Source organism: Crinalium epipsammum PCC 9333 (assembly GCF_000317495.1).
Taxonomy (GTDB): domain Bacteria; phylum Cyanobacteriota; class Cyanobacteriia; order Cyanobacteriales; family PCC-9333; genus Crinalium; species Crinalium epipsammum.
Window position 1 is genome coordinate 4,239,781 of record NC_019753.1, and the last position, 16,289, is coordinate 4,256,069.

A 16,289-nucleotide genomic window follows, 5' to 3' on the forward strand; every position below is an offset into this window, starting at 1 on the left:
ATTTAGAGGCACGAAATAATAGAAGGATGTTTTGATTCTTCATCATGGTATTCTTTCATTGTTAATTGCTAATTGCTAATTGTTAATTGATTTATGTTTCTTGAGTTAAGTATTTGCGTTCTGCTGTTACTTACTGCTTATTTACTCGGTTCAGTCCCAACTGGTTATACAGCAGGTAAGTTACTGAAGGGAATTGATATTCGAGAGGAAGGATCTGGCTCAACTGGCGCTACTAATGTGCTAAGAACTTTAGGCAAAGGTCCAGCAATAGTAGTTTTACTGGTTGACGCATTCAAGGGAGTAACTGCGCTTTCTGCTGTTAATGCGTTTTATGCTTTCAAGTTGATGCCTTTACCTCTAAACTGGCAGCCTTGGTTGATAGCTGGTGCTGGATTCGCTGTGATCTTCGGTCATAGTCGCTCAATTTGGTTGAACTTTACTGGTGGCAAATCTGTCGCTACCAGTTTAGGCGTTTTATTAACTATGTGTTGGCAAGTAGGATTGGGAACAGGGGGAGTGTTTGGCGTAGTGTTTGCCTTGTCTCGAATTGTGTCGCTGAGTTCTATTAGTGGCGCGATCTCAGTTAGCCTTTTGATGATTTTGTTCAAACAGCCTCTCCCTTACGTGCTATTTGGTGTTACTGCTGGTTTTTATGTAGTTTGGCGGCATCGCAGCAACATTCAACGCTTACTTGCTGGTACAGAACCGCAGATTGGGCAAAAAGTGCCAACTGAGGAAGCTGAAGCGCAATTAGCGAAGTGATATTGTGTCCGGTAGATCGCTTACGAAAAAAACCAATATGTGTGTAGGGGCGGGTTGACGGAAAAGCTGATCTTCAAAGCAACAATAGTCATAAACCCGCCCCCACCCAGATCGTAATTAATTAGCCGAACTTAATATGAAACAAGATTAAAACATCAAAAATAACCCCACCCCCAACTTCTGCCAGTGTACAGGGATGGAAATTGGTTGTGATATTTAATTCACTATGCGCGATCGCATCTTTCCGCTAAGAACTACTTCCCTAACTCTTGAGAACGTTTAGTCGCTGCAACTACTGCCTGTATCAATGCAGAGCGAAAACCAGCTAATTCTAACTGAGTAACCCCAGCAATTGTAGTCCCACCAGGACTGGTAACGCGGTCTTTTAATTCTGCGGGATGCAATTCTGAAGTATGTAATAGTTGCGCTGTTCCCAGTACAGTTTGTAAAGCCAACTGAGAAGCGATCGCTCTTGGCAAACCTGCGGCAACACCGCCATCAGCTAGTGCTTCAATCATAATTGCCACATAACCAGGTCCCGAACCAGATAAACCAGTAACAGCATCCATCAAAGTTTCTGGCACATCCACCACTTCACCAACAGCTTGAAAAATCTTTCTTGCTAAGTCTAAATGCTGTTCAGTAGTATTATTGCTAGATGCGATCGCACTAATTCCTGCCCCTACAGTTGCAGGTGTATTCGGCATTGCCCGAATAATCGGCTGTGCTGGAAAAGCCCATTCTAATTGCTTTAAAGGAACCCCAGCCAAAATCGAAATTACCAATTGTCCAGCTTCAACTTTTATTCCGGCTAAATCTGAAACAACCGCATTAAAAACCTGGGGTTTAATTGCCAATAACAGCACCTCTGTCGCTGCTGCTGCCAAACAGTTGTCATCTGTTACCTGGACTTGATATTGAGAAACTAAAAAATCCCGCCTAGCAGGTGATGGCTCGCTCACCAGCACTGCATCGGGATCATAAATTTTTTGAGCAATTAAGCGAGATAACAGTGCTTCACCCATTACCCCGCCACCAATCATACCGAACTTAATAGACAATCTATTCTCCGTAGATGCGAATAATCAAAAATCTATCAGCCCAAAGCACAAGTGAGCAAGTACCATATCTGGCAATAATACCAGTGTAAAAGCTGACAGTGCAGACGGCTGATGTGCTGATTTACTGAACCATACGAACTTGTTCAGTTGCCCAAGCAGGAGTAGGAGATGCTGGACGAGCAACTCGGACTTGTGGTTGTGGTACTTCAGTAGTAGTACCTGATTGATTACTAACTTGAACACAGTTAGGTGTGAACAAGAAAATACTTTCGCCAATGCGCTCTTGATGACCATCGATCGCGTAAGTACCACCAGCAACAAAGTCAACTGAACGCTGTGCTTGATCAGGGTCCATCATTGTCAGGTTTAAAACTACAGACTTGCGCTCCCGTAAAGCTTGAATTACTTGGGGCATTTCTTCAAAAGAGCGGGGTTCAATCACCGCCACTTCAGAAGCACCGTTGACAGATCCAGGCATACCAATCACATTATTCATTCCTGCTCCTCTTCCTAAGTCTGGTGTTATAACTGTCCGCTCACGAATCCGCCGACGTGAACGATCTTCCTCTTGTATCGGTTGAGGATGCTGTTCTTGATAATCATTGGGGTATTGTTCTATACCGTCCATTTCTTCATAATCATACTCATATTCTGCTGGTTCATTAAGACCAACAAAATCTCGTAACTTCGTAAAAATGTTACTCACTGTTCATGCTCCTTCCAGAATTTAGGTTAACTCTAAGTACTAACTATCAACTGCTGTTGGCAATATCTTAGCTTATACACTTGCTTGTTCCATACTTCATTTATACAGATGTTGATGAGCAATGGCAGGGCTATAGTTGCTCGTTATACCGTCCTTTCACCAAAAATAATCCGTCCTAGACGAATCATCGTTGTACCTGCTTGCACTGCTAACTGATAATCTTCTGACATTCCCATCGACAACTGCTGCATTTGAATATTTAAGCAGTTTTCTTGCCTAATTTGATCAGCTAATTCAACGGTACGATGAAATAATGCTAATACCTCTGAGGTATCAAGCCCCTGGGGTGGGATTGTCATTAATCCTTTAATCTTAATATGCTCAAATTTATCTAGTGCTAGTAAATCGGCAAGCAATTCAGGCACAGTCCAGCCATATTTGTTAGGGTCTGGCAACATTTTAACTTGGAGACAGACTTCGGGTTGACAAGAGATCTGGGCTGCTATCTCATCAAGTCGTTGAGCTAAGTTTAAGCTATCTAATGAGTGAATCCACTGGAACTTTTCGACAGCTTTGCGAGCTTTATTACTTTGCAAATGTCCAATCAGATGCCAGGTGATATCGGGTAATTGTAACTGTGATTGTTTGAGTTCGGCTTCTTGAATGCGACTCTCCCCAAAATCCCTAACACCAGCAGCATAAGCTTCTCGAATAGCATCCACTGACACCTGTTTACTGATGGCAATCAACCGCACAGATTCAGGAAGCTGTTGGCGAATCTCAGCAAGGCGTTGTGTAATCAAACCTGTCATTGGAATGTTTTTTGATGAATTGCTTGAAGCTGTTGGTACTCTTGCGCTTGACCGTTGCGACGAAAGTTGCGGAGGCGGCTTTCTACCATCTGACGAGCATCAGCGCGAGTAATTGGTTCAAACGTTTGTTCATTAGCATTCATTTTCACTAAAAAAAAGATGCGCTGGGCATACAGGGTAGTGAATAACTCTTGGTTCTCGTCAAGTAGACAGATTCTATAGAGTAAGCCAAAGGTTGGGTGATTGAGATAGGTTTCGTTGCTCATCGAAATTCAGGCATTAAGTCTGAACCCACAAGGGGTTTAGGAGAATATTCACTTATATATGAATGGTTACAGAATAACTGGAAATTGATTCAAATTATCACCTCAAGAATAAAGATGTCAGGAATTAAAATTGATGAATGAATTTTTACATTTTTTAGAACGCAGATAAAAGCAGATGCACGCAGATAAACGCAGATAAATAATAGGATAATAGCTACATTTTGTACTTTATAGTGATGAGCTATTGCTGGTCACTGCTGACTTTCAATACAGGTCTATTGTGCCAACTTCAGGGCTGTTAGTTGAGCTTGGGCTTTTTGCAGGGACTCGTGCCATTCTTTTTCTGGGTTACTATCTGCGACAATTCCGGCTCCGACTTGACCCCAAACGGTACTTAGTCCTGAGTCTGGAGTGCTATATAGTAAGGTGCGGATTAAGATATTTAAGTCTAAGTTGCCACGCCAATCTAGGTAGCCGCAAGAGCCATAGAATAAGTTGCGACGGACTGGTTCTAGTTGTTCTATAATTTCCATACATCGAACTTTGGGGCAACCAGTTATTGTACCACCAGGAAAGAGGGCGCGAATTAAGTCAACCGCATCGCAGTTGGAATTTAATTTGCCACTAACGTTGCTGACTAGGTGCATGACGTGGCTATATCGTTCTATGGTTAGTAGCTGATCGACTTCTACTGATCCCCACTCACAAACTCGTCCTAAGTCGTTGCGCTCTAAGTCAACGAGCATAATATGTTCGGCTCTTTCTTTGCTGTTGGCAATTAAATCTTGCTCTAATTGTTGATCTTGTTCTGGAGTAGCGCCACGCGATCTCGTTCCCGCAATTGGGCGTGTTTGTGCATATTTTCCCTGCAACTGCACTAAACGTTCTGGAGAACAGCTAATGACAGCGCCCCAAGGTGTTTGCCAATAACTAGCAAAAGGGGAAGGATTGATTTCTTGTAATGCTTGATAAATGTCCCAACTATCTGCTGTTGTTTGTGCCTCAAATCTTAGTGAAAGATTTGTCTGAAAAATATCGCCAGCTTGAATATACTTCTTTGCTTGTCTGACTGCCTCTTCGTAGTCTGACTGCAACATTGATAAGCGAGGTTGACTGCTAGAAGTCTCAACTTGATCCGAGTCAGAGAAAGTTAATAATTCTTCATTTTCACTGCCCCCCTTCACCCGTCCACGCTTGCTCTTTTTGGCTAGGTTGGTTTGTAATAAATTTAGTTCGGCTTCAGTGCTTGCGGCTAACCACAGCGTTTGTCCCCAATGATCCAAGACTGCAAAGGATGCTGGTTCATACCAATAAGCTACAGGAAAAGGTAGGGGATCAACTTTTAAATTGGGAAGCCGTTCAATTTCCCACGCTACTTCGTAGCCTAGCCAACCTAACCAGCCACCTGTGAAGGGTAAATGTTGATGGGGTAGGTTAGGTTTTGGTGTTTGCTGCTGGCTGATCAGTCCCTGTTGCAGCAAGCTTTTTAAGAAGGGTAGAATTTCTCCTACTTGTGGTGTCCACATCTGCGGCTGTCCTTGGATAGTTCGCGGCGCACCTGCACAGATGGAATATTGAGTTAAGTGTGGTTGATCTAATGATGGAGGATAGGGACTTTCTAGGAGAGTAGCAATTTGATGGTGTCTAAATAAAAGATTAAATACGTCGCTTCCAGTTCGCTGTTTTAGGGGAAGCGATCGCCAATACCAAGGTTGTATTTGTTGCATAGCATTAAAAGTAGTTACTGTCAAGGGCTAAACCAAGCTTTCTACCTAAATGCTTCACGCTTCCGTACCAAAAAACACTCTAGCTCCCCATAATAAGACTAAAACTCCCAGGGCTACAAAGTCGCCCGCTCTCAGTCGCAGTTCATGCCACTGTACTCTATGAGTATTGGGAGTGGTAAAGCCTCGCACATTCATCGCGCTGGCAATTTGTTCGGCACGCAATAACAAATTTTCTAATAATCTTTCAGCTACCATTAGCCATACTTGGGAACTTCTGCGGATGCCCAATTTCTTCCAGTCGATCGCCCGTGTCCAGATAGAACGACTTAAGTTTTGTACTTCTTCTAAAACTAGCGGAATGAAGCGCAAAGATAAAGTTAAGGTCAAAATAATTTCTGTGACTGGGACATTGAAGCGTCGTAATGGTCGCATGAAGCTTTCAATTCCATCAGTAATTTCTTCTGGTGCGGTGGTAAGTAAGAACAGGTTGGTGCTGTAAATTAAGGTAAATAGTAAGGTACTGACGTTAATTGCCAAATCTAGAGATTTGCGTGTAATTAACAGCTTCATTGAGCCTAATTCTAACTTCAATAAGATGTATTGGTAAGAAGTAGGCTGAGGTAATTCTAAGTTAGTGGCTGGTAGGCGCGGTTGAGAGCCGACATTTAGTCCATCAGGTGCGATCGCTGTTAGAACTAATACCAATGCAGCAAGCATCAGCAACCACCCCATTTGCTGCTTCCACACTCGCCAGGGAATAGCTGCTGTCAAGGTCATTAAGATTAGCAATACTACTAGCGCCACCCGAAAATACGGATTTGCCAGAATGGGGGCAAACAGAAAACTCATTAACCAAGCTAGTTTCACCCTGGGATCGAGATGATGTAGCCAGGTAATAGGTTTTTCTAGATATAACCCTAAAGGAAGCGATCGCAGTAAATCCATCTTTTCAGTTATCAGTTATCAGTTATCAGTAGACTAATGAGCATAAATCATTTTTTTGGGGTTTATGATTTAAATTAACCGCAGATAAACGCAGATAAACGCAGATGAAATATAAAATTTATCGCGTTATGCAAGAGGTGTACTTACCAGTTTTAATTTCTTCACTGATAACTGTTTACTGTTTACTACCTCAAACCAAAATTAGACGCGCGTGGCACGATTTGAACGGTTTTGCATTCCTTCCATCTCACGTACTTTTTTACCTCGCCACATTAATTTAATTGGCGATCCCTTAAAGCCTAACTGTTGTCTAAATTGCTTCTCTATATATCTACGGTAGTTGTCGTTAAAGCGTTGCGGATCGTTGACAAATAACACAATACTAGGAGGCTGCGTGCTAACTTGAGTACCATAGTAGATTTTGCCTTGCCGTCCTTGGCGACTAACTGTAGGAGAGTGCCAACTGATTGCTTCTTCTAGCACTTCATTAATTACAGCAGTTGATACACGGCGTTTATGCTCTTCGGCAGCAGTATTTACTAAACCTAGAATTTTGTCTACTCGCTGTCCGGTTAAAGCACTGGTAAAAATTACTTCTGCCCACTCAACAAAGCTAAGTCGAGTTGTGATATTTGCTTGGTGTTCATAGATTGTGTAGGAGTCTTTTTCTACAGCATCCCACTTATTTGCTATCACTACGCAAGCGCGTCCTTCCTCAGCAATTCGCCCAGCAAGTTTTTGATCTTGGTCTGTAACTCCATCCAAAACATCAATTACTAGCAAAACTACATCAGCGCGACGTATTGCTTTGAAGGCGCGATTAATTCCAAAAAATTCCGATCCATACTCCACATTTTTCTTTCTGCGGATGCCAGCAGTATCAATTAAACGGTATGTTGTGCCATTACGTTCTACTACACTGTCGATCGCATCGCGGGTAGTACCAGAAATTGGGCTGACAATCGAACGGTTTTCCCCAGTTAAGGCGTTTAATAAACTCGATTTACCAACGTTGGGTCGTCCGACAATTGCAACTTTAATTTCTGGGGTTTCTTCGATTTCGTCTACAGATGGTAGATAAGTAACTAGCTTTTCAAGTAACTCCCCTGTACCGTTACCATGTATACCGGACATGGGGAATGGTTCGCCTAAACCTAGTGACCAAAATTCCGATGCTTGAACTAAACCTTGCTGTGGAGATTCACATTTATTAACAGCCAGTACTACAGGAATAGGGTGTTGACGTAACCACTCAGCAATTTCTTGATCTCCCGTCGTTAGTCCCGCCTGTCCATCCACTACAAATATTGCCGCACTTGCCTCTGCTAAGGCTGCCAGTGCTTGTTCGCGGATTAAAGGTAAAAATTCGGTATCATCATCAAACACTAAGCCTCCAGTGTCTACAACGATATAGTCGCGGTCTTGCCAGAATGCAGGACGATAAGTGCGATCGCGCGTAACGCCTGCTTCATCATGCACAATAGCATCGTTATCTCCAGCTAGACGATTGGCTACGGTAGATTTGCCCACGTTCGGGCGACCAATAATAGCAACAATGGGCAAGGACATATATAAATTTGAGTGAGTGAGGCTGCAATCTTTTATTCTAACGATATTGAAAGGTTATTGGGAGTTTATTAATGATTTTATGGTAAGGGGCGGGGGTTTATTTTTTTTAACGCAAAGGGCGCAAAGGTACGCAAAGGGCGCAAAGGTAAGACGGAAATCAGTTATTCTATCTGTGTTTATCTGTGTTTATCTGTGGTTAATTATCTAAATTTTTACTTGTGCAAGTCTATTTATGAGAGAATTAGTAACTATTCGCTGAATGCCTAGATTAGTTAATTGTTGAAATTCTTCCTGCTTATCAACTGTCCAAACGCCAACCTCAACACCCATGTTTATAGTATCTTGAACTAAGCAAGGGTAATTTAGTAAAATATTATATTGACTCAACATCATAGCATTACCATCAGCAGCAGCTTTGGGTAATTTTTCTGTATATTCCTCAACTGATGCAACTAAATAACCTAGCTTAATGGTTGGGTGATATTTCCGTACTTTTTCTAGGAAATTATGGTTAAAGCAAGCAACAATACATTGAGTTTCGGATTTTTTCTCAATAATTATCTTCAGGAATTTTTCTATATTAGTTGTCGCCCAGAAGTCTGCTTGTTTCACTTCGGCATATATCAACTTTTTCAAATTTGGTAAGTTTTGCGTTTTGGCAGATTTAATGCTACTTAATAGTTCTTGAAATGTGGGAATTTTTTCCTTAGCAAATACAGGATTAAACCACGATCCAGCATCAAGTTCCTTAAGTTGTTTAAGGGTTGTTTCTATTACTTTACCTGTGCCGTTTGTGGTTCTATCTAAAGTAGCATCGTGGATGATAACGGGTACGCCATCGGCAGATAATTGGACATCAAACTCAATAGAATCAGCTTGATGTTGAATCGCAGCATAAAAAGCTGCCATAGTATTTTCTGGCGCGATCGCACTATAACCTCTATGAGCAATTATCTCTAATTCCATCTTGAAGAATCTTCCTAACAATTTTGTGCATATTGGCAATTTTAATGCAAAAATACACAAAATTATAATCACTATATAGAATTGATGTTATTAATAACTAATGGATTTCTTGCTAAAATTACGTTATTATATCTGTGGACATTTGTTTCTGATTTCAGTTCAATTCTACTTATGCAAGAGGTATAATGAATCGTTATCGAACTCTCATTCTGTTTCTACTAATAGTAATTCCTGGTAGTGTTGTTATGGTCGCATCTACTTTGTGGGGAATCAATGATTATATGGCTTTGGTAGAGGCTAACCAACGTTTTCAAAAATTAGCAGATGAAAAAGCGAGTCAAAGCGAGTTATTTGTGATGGCTCACCGAGAGAACACTCATCGACTTAATGTTGGTTTTGATGGGACTTGGATACTACTCGGTGGTATTTTAGCTGGTATGGGAATACTGGGCATAATGCAGCGTAAATAAATGTATCGAGCGTGTTACAAGCTAATTAAAAAGCATCTACTAGATTTATAATGTAATTTTATTAAAAATTTTCTAGATAGCATCTCTATTATGAATGCTTCTGATACAACATCTTGGCAACAAGTTCGTTCTACTTTCAAGCAAATTTGGGGCTATGAAGATTTCCGTCCGCCTCAAGGGGAAATTGTTCGCAGCTTATTATCGAAGCAAGATTCTTTAATTGTGATGCCTACTGGTGGAGGAAAGTCAATTTGTTTTCAACTTCCAGCATTACTACAAACAGGATTAACTTTGGTAGTTTCTCCGCTTGTAGCATTAATGGAAAATCAAGTTCAGGAATTAAAAGAGCGAAAATTACCAGCAGCATTATTACATAGTGAAGTACCATCTTACCAGCGCAAGCAAACTTTACAAGCGTTGGAAAGGCAACAGCTAAGATTACTATATTTATCACCAGAAACTTTATTCAGTGCGCCAGTTTGGGAAAGGTTATGTCAACCGCAATTAAAGATTAATGGGTTAATTTTAGATGAGGCGCATTGTTTGGTGCAATGGGGGGAAACATTTCGACCAGCTTATCGACGACTGGGTGCAGTAAGACCAGCTTTACTTAAGTTTAAACCTGCTGGGACAAAGATAGCGATCGCATCTTTCACCGCTACAGCAGATCCTACAGCACAAGCAACTATTCGCCAAGTTTTACAACTACAACAACCACAAATATTTTTAATTAATCCTTACCGCAACAATCTTAACCTCAAGGTGCAAATTGTTTGGACACCTAGAGGACGCAAACAACAATTATTACAATTTATTCAAGCAAGATTAAAACAAACTGGTTTAGTCTATGTCCGCACTCGTAAAGATAGTGAGGAGTTAGCAGAATGGTTAAAGCAACAAAATTATGCCACCGCAGCTTATCATGCAGGGTTAAGTCCTGAACAAAGACGTAAAATTGAATCTAGTTGGTTAACTGGGGAAATACCTTTTGTGATTTGTACCTGTGCATTTGGTATGGGTATTAATAAACCCAATGTGCGTTGGATAGCTCATTTTCATACGCCTTTTTTGCTGTCTGAATATGTCCAAGAAATCGGACGCGCCGGACGAGATGGGAAACCAGCAGACGCACTTACTTTAATTAGTGAACCAACTGGGTTTTTAAATCCAGAGGATAAAGAAAGGCAGAATTTTTTCGCTGAAAAGTTGCGCTTACAATACCAAAAAGCTGAACAAATTGCTCGAAAAATTCCACGGCAGGGGGAATTAACAGCAGTAACAAAGCAGTTTAATGATGGTGCAGTTGCTCTTTCTTTGTTGCACAGTGCTGGACAATTACAGTGGCAAGACCCATTTAATTATATCCGTCATTCGTCAGGAAAATCTAGATCTTTTGACGAATTGAATAAATTACAGCAACAAATTCAATCTCAAATGAGTGAATATCTCAAGACGCGGGACTGTCGTTGGCAGTTTTTGTTACGCGCTTTTGGGTTTACCAAAGAAGCAACTAATTTTAATTGTGGACATTGTGATAATTGTAGATAATCTAAAAATTTAAGTACTTTGACTATCAATGTGAATTGTAATTGAGAACAAGCCTTAATTCATCAGCTTTTGAATACTCTCAACTTTTTAACTCAGCGTAAGTTTTATTAATATTGGAAAATATAAGAGGTAATTTGGACATCTTGCCCACAGATTACCAATGTGTAAATTTTGATTGTAAATTTTTGTGCAGCGATGATTGTGTAAAAGATCGTGCCTCAACTACCATACTTATAGGATAAAGCCAGATGGATGATTCCAAAATGGTAAATCCGTGCTTTTTTAAGCGAATAACATATTATACAAAATTTACCATATAAATTATTTAACCATTAACTGCGCCGAAGTTGATCAAAAATTTCATAGCCGCCTCACAATAGATTCATAGCCCAGCCAAAAAGTTATTTCCCAGAACTAAATATCTCCACAAGGCATTTCCCATGAATGACCAACTAGGCTACAGTCGCTTTCCCAAAGTGCCGATTCAGCGACGAGTTGCGGCTTTTATAATTGATTTTCTGGCAGTGAGCATCTTGAGTGTCTTACTGGGAGGAACTTTATTTGCTAACGCAGTAATTTTTCTTCTGGCATGGTTAGTGTTGCGAGTAGTGCTAGTATCCAAAAATCAAGGGCAAAGTTTAGGTCGCTACGCCCTGGATATGAAAGTAGTTAATGCCAAATTTGGTAAAACACCAGGATTTGTAGACTTAGCTCTTCGAGAAGGCATTGCGGGATTTGTTTCTATGCTGGCGCTGGTTGGTCTAATTATTGGTCTGAGCAACGCTATTTCCTTATTGCTGCTAATTAGCCCTTTAGTTGCTGATTGTGGACTAGCCTTTACCGATGCGGATCTGCAACAAGCATTTCACGATCGCATCAGTCAAACCCAAGTAGTAGCAACCCGTAGAGGCTTTTCCCTCGATCTAAAAATAAAAAAAATACTTGCTGATACTACCCGTAACATGAAATAATAGAAATTTGTGTCTAATTGTGTCCGCAGGTTGGATTTTGTAGAAGGCGAATTATGGCAGCCAAAAAGGGAGTCAGGATTATTATTACGCTGGAATGCACTGAGTGTCGCACGAATTCCAACAAGCGAACACCAGGCGTTTCGCGCTATACAACGACAAAGAACCGCCGAAACACTACTGCAAGACTAGAAATCAAGAAGTTTTGTCGGCATTGCAACACCCATACAGTTCACAAGGAAATTAAGTAATTTTTAGTTGCCTGGGATGCACATCGTTCCTAGTTCAAAGAACGATTTGCCACCAGCAATGAATAATTAACCAACAATCACTACTGAGTAACAAAAAATTATGACCTATTTTCGCAAGCGCCTTTCCCCAGTTAAACCAGATGAACCCATCGACTACAAAGATGTAGATTTATTGCGTAAGTTCGTGACTGAACGTGGCAAAATCTTACCTCGTCGCATTAGCGGTTTAACAGCAAAACAACAACGTCATTTAACTCTGGCGATTAAGCGAGCTAGATTGATTGCGTTATTGCCATTCATTAACCAAGAAGGCTAAAGACGTAAGGGCGATTTAATAGCAGACAACACTTGATATCCGTCTGCTGGTTTTTTTACCAGACTCTCTAAAAGCTAGACTGGATAGTAGGTGTTAATTAATACAGAACCGGGGATATCGAAACTGGTGGAGAAGGGAACATTAATCGAATTTTGGCAAAATGGAGAGCGCCGTCTGGCTGTTATAGACCGTCCAGAGGGCAAAAAACACTGGATTGCGATCGACGTTCGTAGTCAATCCCACACCCTTCATCCCCGGAAAATTACCTATGAGGTTAAGGGTCAAACATATAAACCATCGGATATTCCCAGCTTTTTGGCAGAAGTCCAACCACTGCTAGACCCATCAAGTGTGGAAGTAGCATGGGAACTTTTGGTAGAAGATGGAGAAACGTTTGACCCAGCAACCCTAGCTTCAATACTTTTTTCAGATCAAAGTCCTGTCTATTGTTATGCAGCTTATTTATTGCTGTCAGAGGATAAGATTTATTTTAAGAATAAGGGGGATGGTTATGAACCCCGTAGTGCTAATCAGGTAGCAGAATTAAAGCATCAACTCGAAGTTGGGGAACAACGACGACGAGAGCAAGAAGAATTTTTAACACGAATACAGCAAGCATTAAGTGGTGAAGTAGTACACTGGCAAGATAGCGATCGCACTCGACTTGATGCTGTAGAAAGATTTGCCCTGCAACCAGAGACAGCATCTCGTCCGGCGCAAGATATCTTAGCAGCGATAGGACGACCTCAAAACGCTCAAAGCGCCTTCGATTTCCTGGTAGATATAGGTTTATGGAGTCCTCACGAAAACCTGTCCTTGCGCCGTAGTCAAATTCCTGTGCAGTTTTCTAATAAGGTAGTTGAAGTGACCCAGCTAATGGTGGAAAATCCACCCGCCGACCCCGACTCAAATCGCTTGGATTTAACACATCTCAAGGTTTATACTATTGACGATGAAAGTACCCAAGAGATTGACGACGGCTTAAGTGTGGAAACTTCTTCTGATGGTCGTCAGCGCCTATGGATACATATTGCTGACCCAAGTAGATTAGTATCGCCAGGGGATGATTTAGACCTCGAAGCGCGTCGGCGTACTACGACACTATACTTACCCACAGGGATGATTCCCATGTTTCCGCCAGATTTGGCAACGGGACCAATGAGTTTAGTTCAGGGTAAGCTTTGTTATGCTTTGAGTTTTGGCGTAATTTTAGATGAATCTGGTGGGGTTGAGGAATATCGTATTCATCCTACCTCGGTCAAGCCAACTTATCGTCTGACTTATGAAGATGTAGACGAAATGCTACAGTTAGGCGTACAGGCAGAACCGGAAATCGCTGATATTGCTGCTTTAGCACGTCTACGTCAATCTTGGAGACAATCCCAAGGTTCGATTAATATTAGTATGCCGGAAGCTTCGATTAAGGTATACGGTGATGAAATTACAATTAATGTATTAGAAGATTCACCTTCCCGTCAGCTTGTAGCAGAAATGATGATTTTGGCGGGTGAGGTTGCAGGTCGTTACGGTCAAGATCACCAATTACCTTTACTTTATCGCAGTCAACCGCAGCCAGAATTGCCTCCACAAGAAGAATTATTGCAACTGCCAGCAGGTCCAGTGCGTTTTTGTGCGATGCGGCGGTGTATGCCTCGCAGTGAAATGAGCGTTACGCCAGCACGACACGCTAGTTTAGGTTTGGAAACTTATACTCAGGTAACATCTCCGATTCGTCGCTACAGTGATTTATTAGCACATTTTCAGATTAAAGCTCATTTACGTGGCGAACCGTTGCCATTTTCGGCAGAAAAGTTACAAGAAATTGTGCTAAGTGTTAGTAGTTCTGCTTATGAAGCTACTTTAGTAGAACGCCAGACGAATCGTTATTGGGGATTAGAATATCTTCGTCGTAATGCGGGAGAAGTTTGGCAAGCGCAAATGCTGCGTTGGTTGCGCGAAGATGATAACTTGGGGTTGATCTTGTTAGAAGATTTAGGTTTAGAATTAGCTATGCGTTTTAAGCGTTCTTTACATCCAGGCGATCGCTTAGAAGTACAAGTTAGCCATGCTGACCCTCGCCAAGATGTGATTCATTTGCGAGAGTCGGTTAATCATGAGGCTCAATTAACAATTAACAATTAACAATTAACAATTAACAATTATCAAGAAGATGGTGGTTTATACTTCCTACTGATTAGTCAAAATATCTTTAAAGGAGATGTACAAGGCTTTAAACCACAGATAAACACAGATGCACACAGATATACAGCTAGTCTATTTATCAAAGTGAATCAAGCATCAATCGTTCCGACAGATACCTTTGAGCCTCGTCAGATTGTTTGTTTAGAGTACGAAAATACTCGTCTTTACGCAGAAGTTATCCAAATAGTCACATCACGCCAAATCTGCTGGGCGCGTCCTTTGATGCTGGCGACTATGGACATATATTGTTCGCCTGGGCTATCAACAGACAATACAGTTTATGATTTGCGGCAAGGTGCGGATTTGTTATTGCCGTTAACTCTGTTTAGTGCAGCATTAGATACAGAGGTGATTCCTTTATTAATGTACTTGGATACCCCAGAAAGGCAACCGCCGGATAAGGCTGGGGTAAACAAGCAGTTGAGATTATTTGTTCGCCAAGTGTGCGATGCTTACCCTCAAGCTTTTAAGGCTTCTTAGACTAAGAAATGTAGAGACGTACTATGCTGCGTCTCTACATTAGTTTTATGTAACGCATCTTTAATTTCTGGAGATGTCTATAGGAGATTTTGCTGGTTTTTCAGGTAGAAACTCCTCAGCCTAACCAACTAGGAACTAACTGCACCCGACCCGCATCCATTTCTGCCATCAGTAACTCTAATGCTTCATAATCCACATCGGAGATATGACCCATTCGTGTGAGTTCGTAGTTAATTTCATTCTCTATATCAGGGGTCAATCTTTTGATATAGAGAGCTTTTTCAACCAGTTGACGGATTGCGTAAGTAGTTTTCATAGGACATTTTGATTAAAGTGGGTAAATGAAAAATTGATATTAATATATTTGTTATTTAATTTAACATGAATGGAAAATATTTAATTAAATTATCCAGATAATCGTTATTTTCTTTGTATAAGTTATGTTCATTATAGCAATTAATACAATTTATTTTAACTAATTATATTAATAATAATATTCAATATTAATTTTAAAAACATATTTCTAAAGTAGAGTTTGTAAAATTTTTTTAACCCAAAATAAGTTTCTTGTATCTATCCTCCGGTATATGGTTTTATTGTCGTTTTACCTAGATCCCTGTACTGGTTTCTCAAAAAACCTGAGAGGTTTTAGTATTGCAGGATACTATTTGCCGATTAATTACCGAAAAAATGTCGGGTCAACAATAAATTGTATAAATATTTAACAAAATCTTTCCCTGGAGGTGGTAAAGAGTATGCTTAACAGTCTATCTTCTAAGAATTAGCGCAATTTAAAATTTATAGCTTTTATAACAGGATTGAACCATGCAAACAATGATTGTAAAACCACAAGTTACGGTTTTTCCCGCTAAGGGTTATGTTAATGCTGCTAATGCAGGTAGGTTTCAGCGTTCGTTAACTACAGCCGTCGCCGCGCCTGATGTGTCGATCTTGTTGCTAGACATGGAGCAAATCGAGTATATAGACAGTGCTGGTTTGATGACTTTAGTATCTGCACTCAATCTGGCTCAGAGTTTAGGAAGAAGATTTAGTATTTGTTCAGTTTCCCCCGCAGTCAGGATGATTTTTGAATTAACTCAACTTGATCGAGTATTTGAGATTTTTGAAAATAAAGCAGCTTTTGAAGCAACGTTAAGTTAGCACCAAAACTGCAAATTTCACTTAATCGGATATTAAAGCTCGACTAGGAGTTATTTGATGTATCAATTAAGACAGTGGC

At 40.7% G+C, this 16,289-nt stretch carries 18 protein-coding genes; 9 read left to right on the forward strand and 9 right to left on the reverse strand.

The genetic code is table 11. From position 1 onward, the window contains the following. The first annotated feature begins 93 nt into the window (after nucleotides 1-93). On the forward strand, nucleotides 94-762 hold the full coding sequence (gene plsY / locus CRI9333_RS18390; RefSeq protein ID WP_015204675.1) for a glycerol-3-phosphate 1-O-acyltransferase PlsY: 669 nt from the start codon (nucleotides 94-96) through the stop codon (nucleotides 760-762). Nucleotides 763-1,016: 254 nt separating this feature from the next. Here plsY and proC read toward each other — a convergent pair whose 3' ends face one another. The 8 genes from proC to CRI9333_RS18435 form a co-directional block, all read right to left on the reverse strand. Continuing rightward, nucleotides 1,017-1,823, reverse strand: coding sequence for a pyrroline-5-carboxylate reductase (proC, locus tag CRI9333_RS18395; RefSeq protein ID WP_015204676.1), 807 nt, complete (start codon nucleotides 1,821-1,823; stop codon nucleotides 1,017-1,019). Between the two features lie 121 nt (nucleotides 1,824-1,944). Beyond that, entirely contained in the window at nucleotides 1,945-2,529 is a 585-nt protein-coding gene (locus CRI9333_RS18400) for a cell division protein SepF (protein ID WP_015204677.1), read from the reverse strand. Nucleotides 2,530-2,672: 143 nt separating this feature from the next. Further along, a complete protein-coding gene (locus tag CRI9333_RS18405; protein WP_015204678.1) occupies nucleotides 2,673-3,341 on the reverse strand; it encodes a YggS family pyridoxal phosphate-dependent enzyme in 669 nt (222 codons plus the stop codon). Further along, nucleotides 3,338-3,607 (reverse strand): transcriptional coactivator PipX, encoded by a 270-nt coding sequence (gene pipX, locus CRI9333_RS18410; RefSeq protein WP_015204679.1) that lies wholly within the window; start codon nucleotides 3,605-3,607, stop codon nucleotides 3,338-3,340. Before pipX ends, CRI9333_RS18405 begins: the two co-directional genes overlap by 4 nt. A 275-nt stretch (nucleotides 3,608-3,882) precedes the next feature. Beyond that, nucleotides 3,883-5,334 (reverse strand): anthranilate synthase component I, encoded by a 1,452-nt coding sequence (locus CRI9333_RS18415; protein ID WP_015204680.1) that lies wholly within the window; start codon nucleotides 5,332-5,334, stop codon nucleotides 3,883-3,885. A gap of 54 nt (nucleotides 5,335-5,388) precedes the next feature. Beyond that, nucleotides 5,389-6,279, reverse strand: a complete 891-nt coding sequence (locus CRI9333_RS18420; protein ID WP_015204681.1) for an energy-coupling factor transporter transmembrane component T family protein — start codon at nucleotides 6,277-6,279, stop codon at nucleotides 5,389-5,391. Nucleotides 6,280-6,480: 201 nt separating this feature from the next. Then, nucleotides 6,481-7,848 carry a ribosome biogenesis GTPase Der gene (gene der, locus CRI9333_RS18425; protein WP_015204682.1) on the reverse strand — a complete coding sequence of 456 codons (1,368 nt, stop codon included), beginning with the start codon at nucleotides 7,846-7,848 and terminating at the stop codon, nucleotides 6,481-6,483. Between the two features lie 204 nt (nucleotides 7,849-8,052). Further along, complete coding sequence (locus tag CRI9333_RS18435) at nucleotides 8,053-8,814, reverse strand: glycerophosphodiester phosphodiesterase (RefSeq protein WP_015204683.1); 762 nt, start codon at nucleotides 8,812-8,814, stop codon at nucleotides 8,053-8,055. Nucleotides 8,815-8,999: 185 nt separating this feature from the next. Between CRI9333_RS18435 and CRI9333_RS18440 the strand changes: the two genes are divergently transcribed. From CRI9333_RS18440 to CRI9333_RS18470, 7 genes are all read left to right on the forward strand, one after another. After that, complete coding sequence (locus tag CRI9333_RS18440) at nucleotides 9,000-9,284, forward strand: hypothetical protein (protein WP_015204684.1); 285 nt, start codon at nucleotides 9,000-9,002, stop codon at nucleotides 9,282-9,284. A gap of 90 nt (nucleotides 9,285-9,374) precedes the next feature. Further along, nucleotides 9,375-10,832, forward strand: a complete 1,458-nt coding sequence (locus CRI9333_RS18445) for a RecQ family ATP-dependent DNA helicase (protein ID WP_015204685.1) — start codon at nucleotides 9,375-9,377, stop codon at nucleotides 10,830-10,832. A gap of 440 nt (nucleotides 10,833-11,272) precedes the next feature. Continuing rightward, nucleotides 11,273-11,803 (forward strand): RDD family protein, encoded by a 531-nt coding sequence (locus tag CRI9333_RS18450; RefSeq protein ID WP_015204686.1) that lies wholly within the window; start codon nucleotides 11,273-11,275, stop codon nucleotides 11,801-11,803. Nucleotides 11,804-11,856: 53 nt separating this feature from the next. Next, nucleotides 11,857-12,051 (forward strand): 50S ribosomal protein L33, encoded by a 195-nt coding sequence (rpmG, locus tag CRI9333_RS18455; protein WP_015204687.1) that lies wholly within the window; start codon nucleotides 11,857-11,859, stop codon nucleotides 12,049-12,051. Between the two features lie 100 nt (nucleotides 12,052-12,151). Further along, the gene (gene rpsR / locus CRI9333_RS18460; RefSeq protein WP_015204688.1) at nucleotides 12,152-12,367 is read left to right on the forward strand and encodes a 30S ribosomal protein S18; all 216 of its coding nucleotides are present in this window, start codon (nucleotides 12,152-12,154) and stop codon (nucleotides 12,365-12,367) included. Between the two features lie 126 nt (nucleotides 12,368-12,493). Beyond that, nucleotides 12,494-14,509 carry a ribonuclease catalytic domain-containing protein gene (locus CRI9333_RS18465; RefSeq protein ID WP_041226115.1) on the forward strand — a complete coding sequence of 672 codons (2,016 nt, stop codon included), beginning with the start codon at nucleotides 12,494-12,496 and terminating at the stop codon, nucleotides 14,507-14,509. A 144-nt stretch (nucleotides 14,510-14,653) separates the two neighbouring features. Next, the gene (locus CRI9333_RS18470) at nucleotides 14,654-15,049 is read left to right on the forward strand and encodes a hypothetical protein (RefSeq protein ID WP_015204690.1); all 396 of its coding nucleotides are present in this window, start codon (nucleotides 14,654-14,656) and stop codon (nucleotides 15,047-15,049) included. 115 nt (nucleotides 15,050-15,164) lie between these two features. On the opposite strand, the gene CRI9333_RS18475 is transcribed toward CRI9333_RS18470, so the two are convergent. Then, a complete protein-coding gene (locus CRI9333_RS18475; protein ID WP_015204691.1) occupies nucleotides 15,165-15,365 on the reverse strand; it encodes a hypothetical protein in 201 nt (66 codons plus the stop codon). Between the two features lie 509 nt (nucleotides 15,366-15,874). Between CRI9333_RS18475 and CRI9333_RS18480 the strand changes: the two genes are divergently transcribed. Beyond that, complete coding sequence (locus tag CRI9333_RS18480) at nucleotides 15,875-16,210, forward strand: STAS domain-containing protein (protein ID WP_015204692.1); 336 nt, start codon at nucleotides 15,875-15,877, stop codon at nucleotides 16,208-16,210. The last annotated feature ends 79 nt before the right edge of the window (nucleotides 16,211-16,289 follow it).

What these genes read in the sequence shown, in the direction of transcription:
- CRI9333_RS18480 (WP_015204692.1), top strand. Translation starts at nt 15,875, where the DNA reads ATGCAAACAATGATTGTAAAACCACAAGTTACGGTTTTTCCCGCTAAG.
- CRI9333_RS18475 (WP_015204691.1), bottom strand. Translation starts at nt 15,365, where the DNA reads ATGAAAACTACTTACGCAATCCGTCAACTGGTTGAAAAAGCTCTCTAT.
- CRI9333_RS18405 (WP_015204678.1), bottom strand. Translation starts at nt 3,341, where the DNA reads ATGACAGGTTTGATTACACAACGCCTTGCTGAGATTCGCCAACAGCTT.
- pipX (WP_015204679.1), bottom strand. Translation starts at nt 3,607, where the DNA reads ATGAGCAACGAAACCTATCTCAATCACCCAACCTTTGGCTTACTCTAT.
- CRI9333_RS18435 (WP_015204683.1), bottom strand. Translation starts at nt 8,814, where the DNA reads ATGGAATTAGAGATAATTGCTCATAGAGGTTATAGTGCGATCGCGCCA.
- CRI9333_RS18415 (WP_015204680.1), bottom strand. Translation starts at nt 5,334, where the DNA reads ATGCAACAAATACAACCTTGGTATTGGCGATCGCTTCCCCTAAAACAG.
- CRI9333_RS18420 (WP_015204681.1), bottom strand. Translation starts at nt 6,279, where the DNA reads ATGGATTTACTGCGATCGCTTCCTTTAGGGTTATATCTAGAAAAACCT.
- plsY (WP_015204675.1), top strand. Translation starts at nt 94, where the DNA reads ATGTTTCTTGAGTTAAGTATTTGCGTTCTGCTGTTACTTACTGCTTAT.
- CRI9333_RS18445 (WP_015204685.1), top strand. Translation starts at nt 9,375, where the DNA reads ATGAATGCTTCTGATACAACATCTTGGCAACAAGTTCGTTCTACTTTC.
- der (WP_015204682.1), bottom strand. Translation starts at nt 7,848, where the DNA reads ATGTCCTTGCCCATTGTTGCTATTATTGGTCGCCCGAACGTGGGCAAA.
- CRI9333_RS18450 (WP_015204686.1), top strand. Translation starts at nt 11,273, where the DNA reads ATGAATGACCAACTAGGCTACAGTCGCTTTCCCAAAGTGCCGATTCAG.
- rpsR (WP_015204688.1), top strand. Translation starts at nt 12,152, where the DNA reads ATGACCTATTTTCGCAAGCGCCTTTCCCCAGTTAAACCAGATGAACCC.
- CRI9333_RS18440 (WP_015204684.1), top strand. Translation starts at nt 9,000, where the DNA reads ATGAATCGTTATCGAACTCTCATTCTGTTTCTACTAATAGTAATTCCT.
- rpmG (WP_015204687.1), top strand. Translation starts at nt 11,857, where the DNA reads ATGGCAGCCAAAAAGGGAGTCAGGATTATTATTACGCTGGAATGCACT.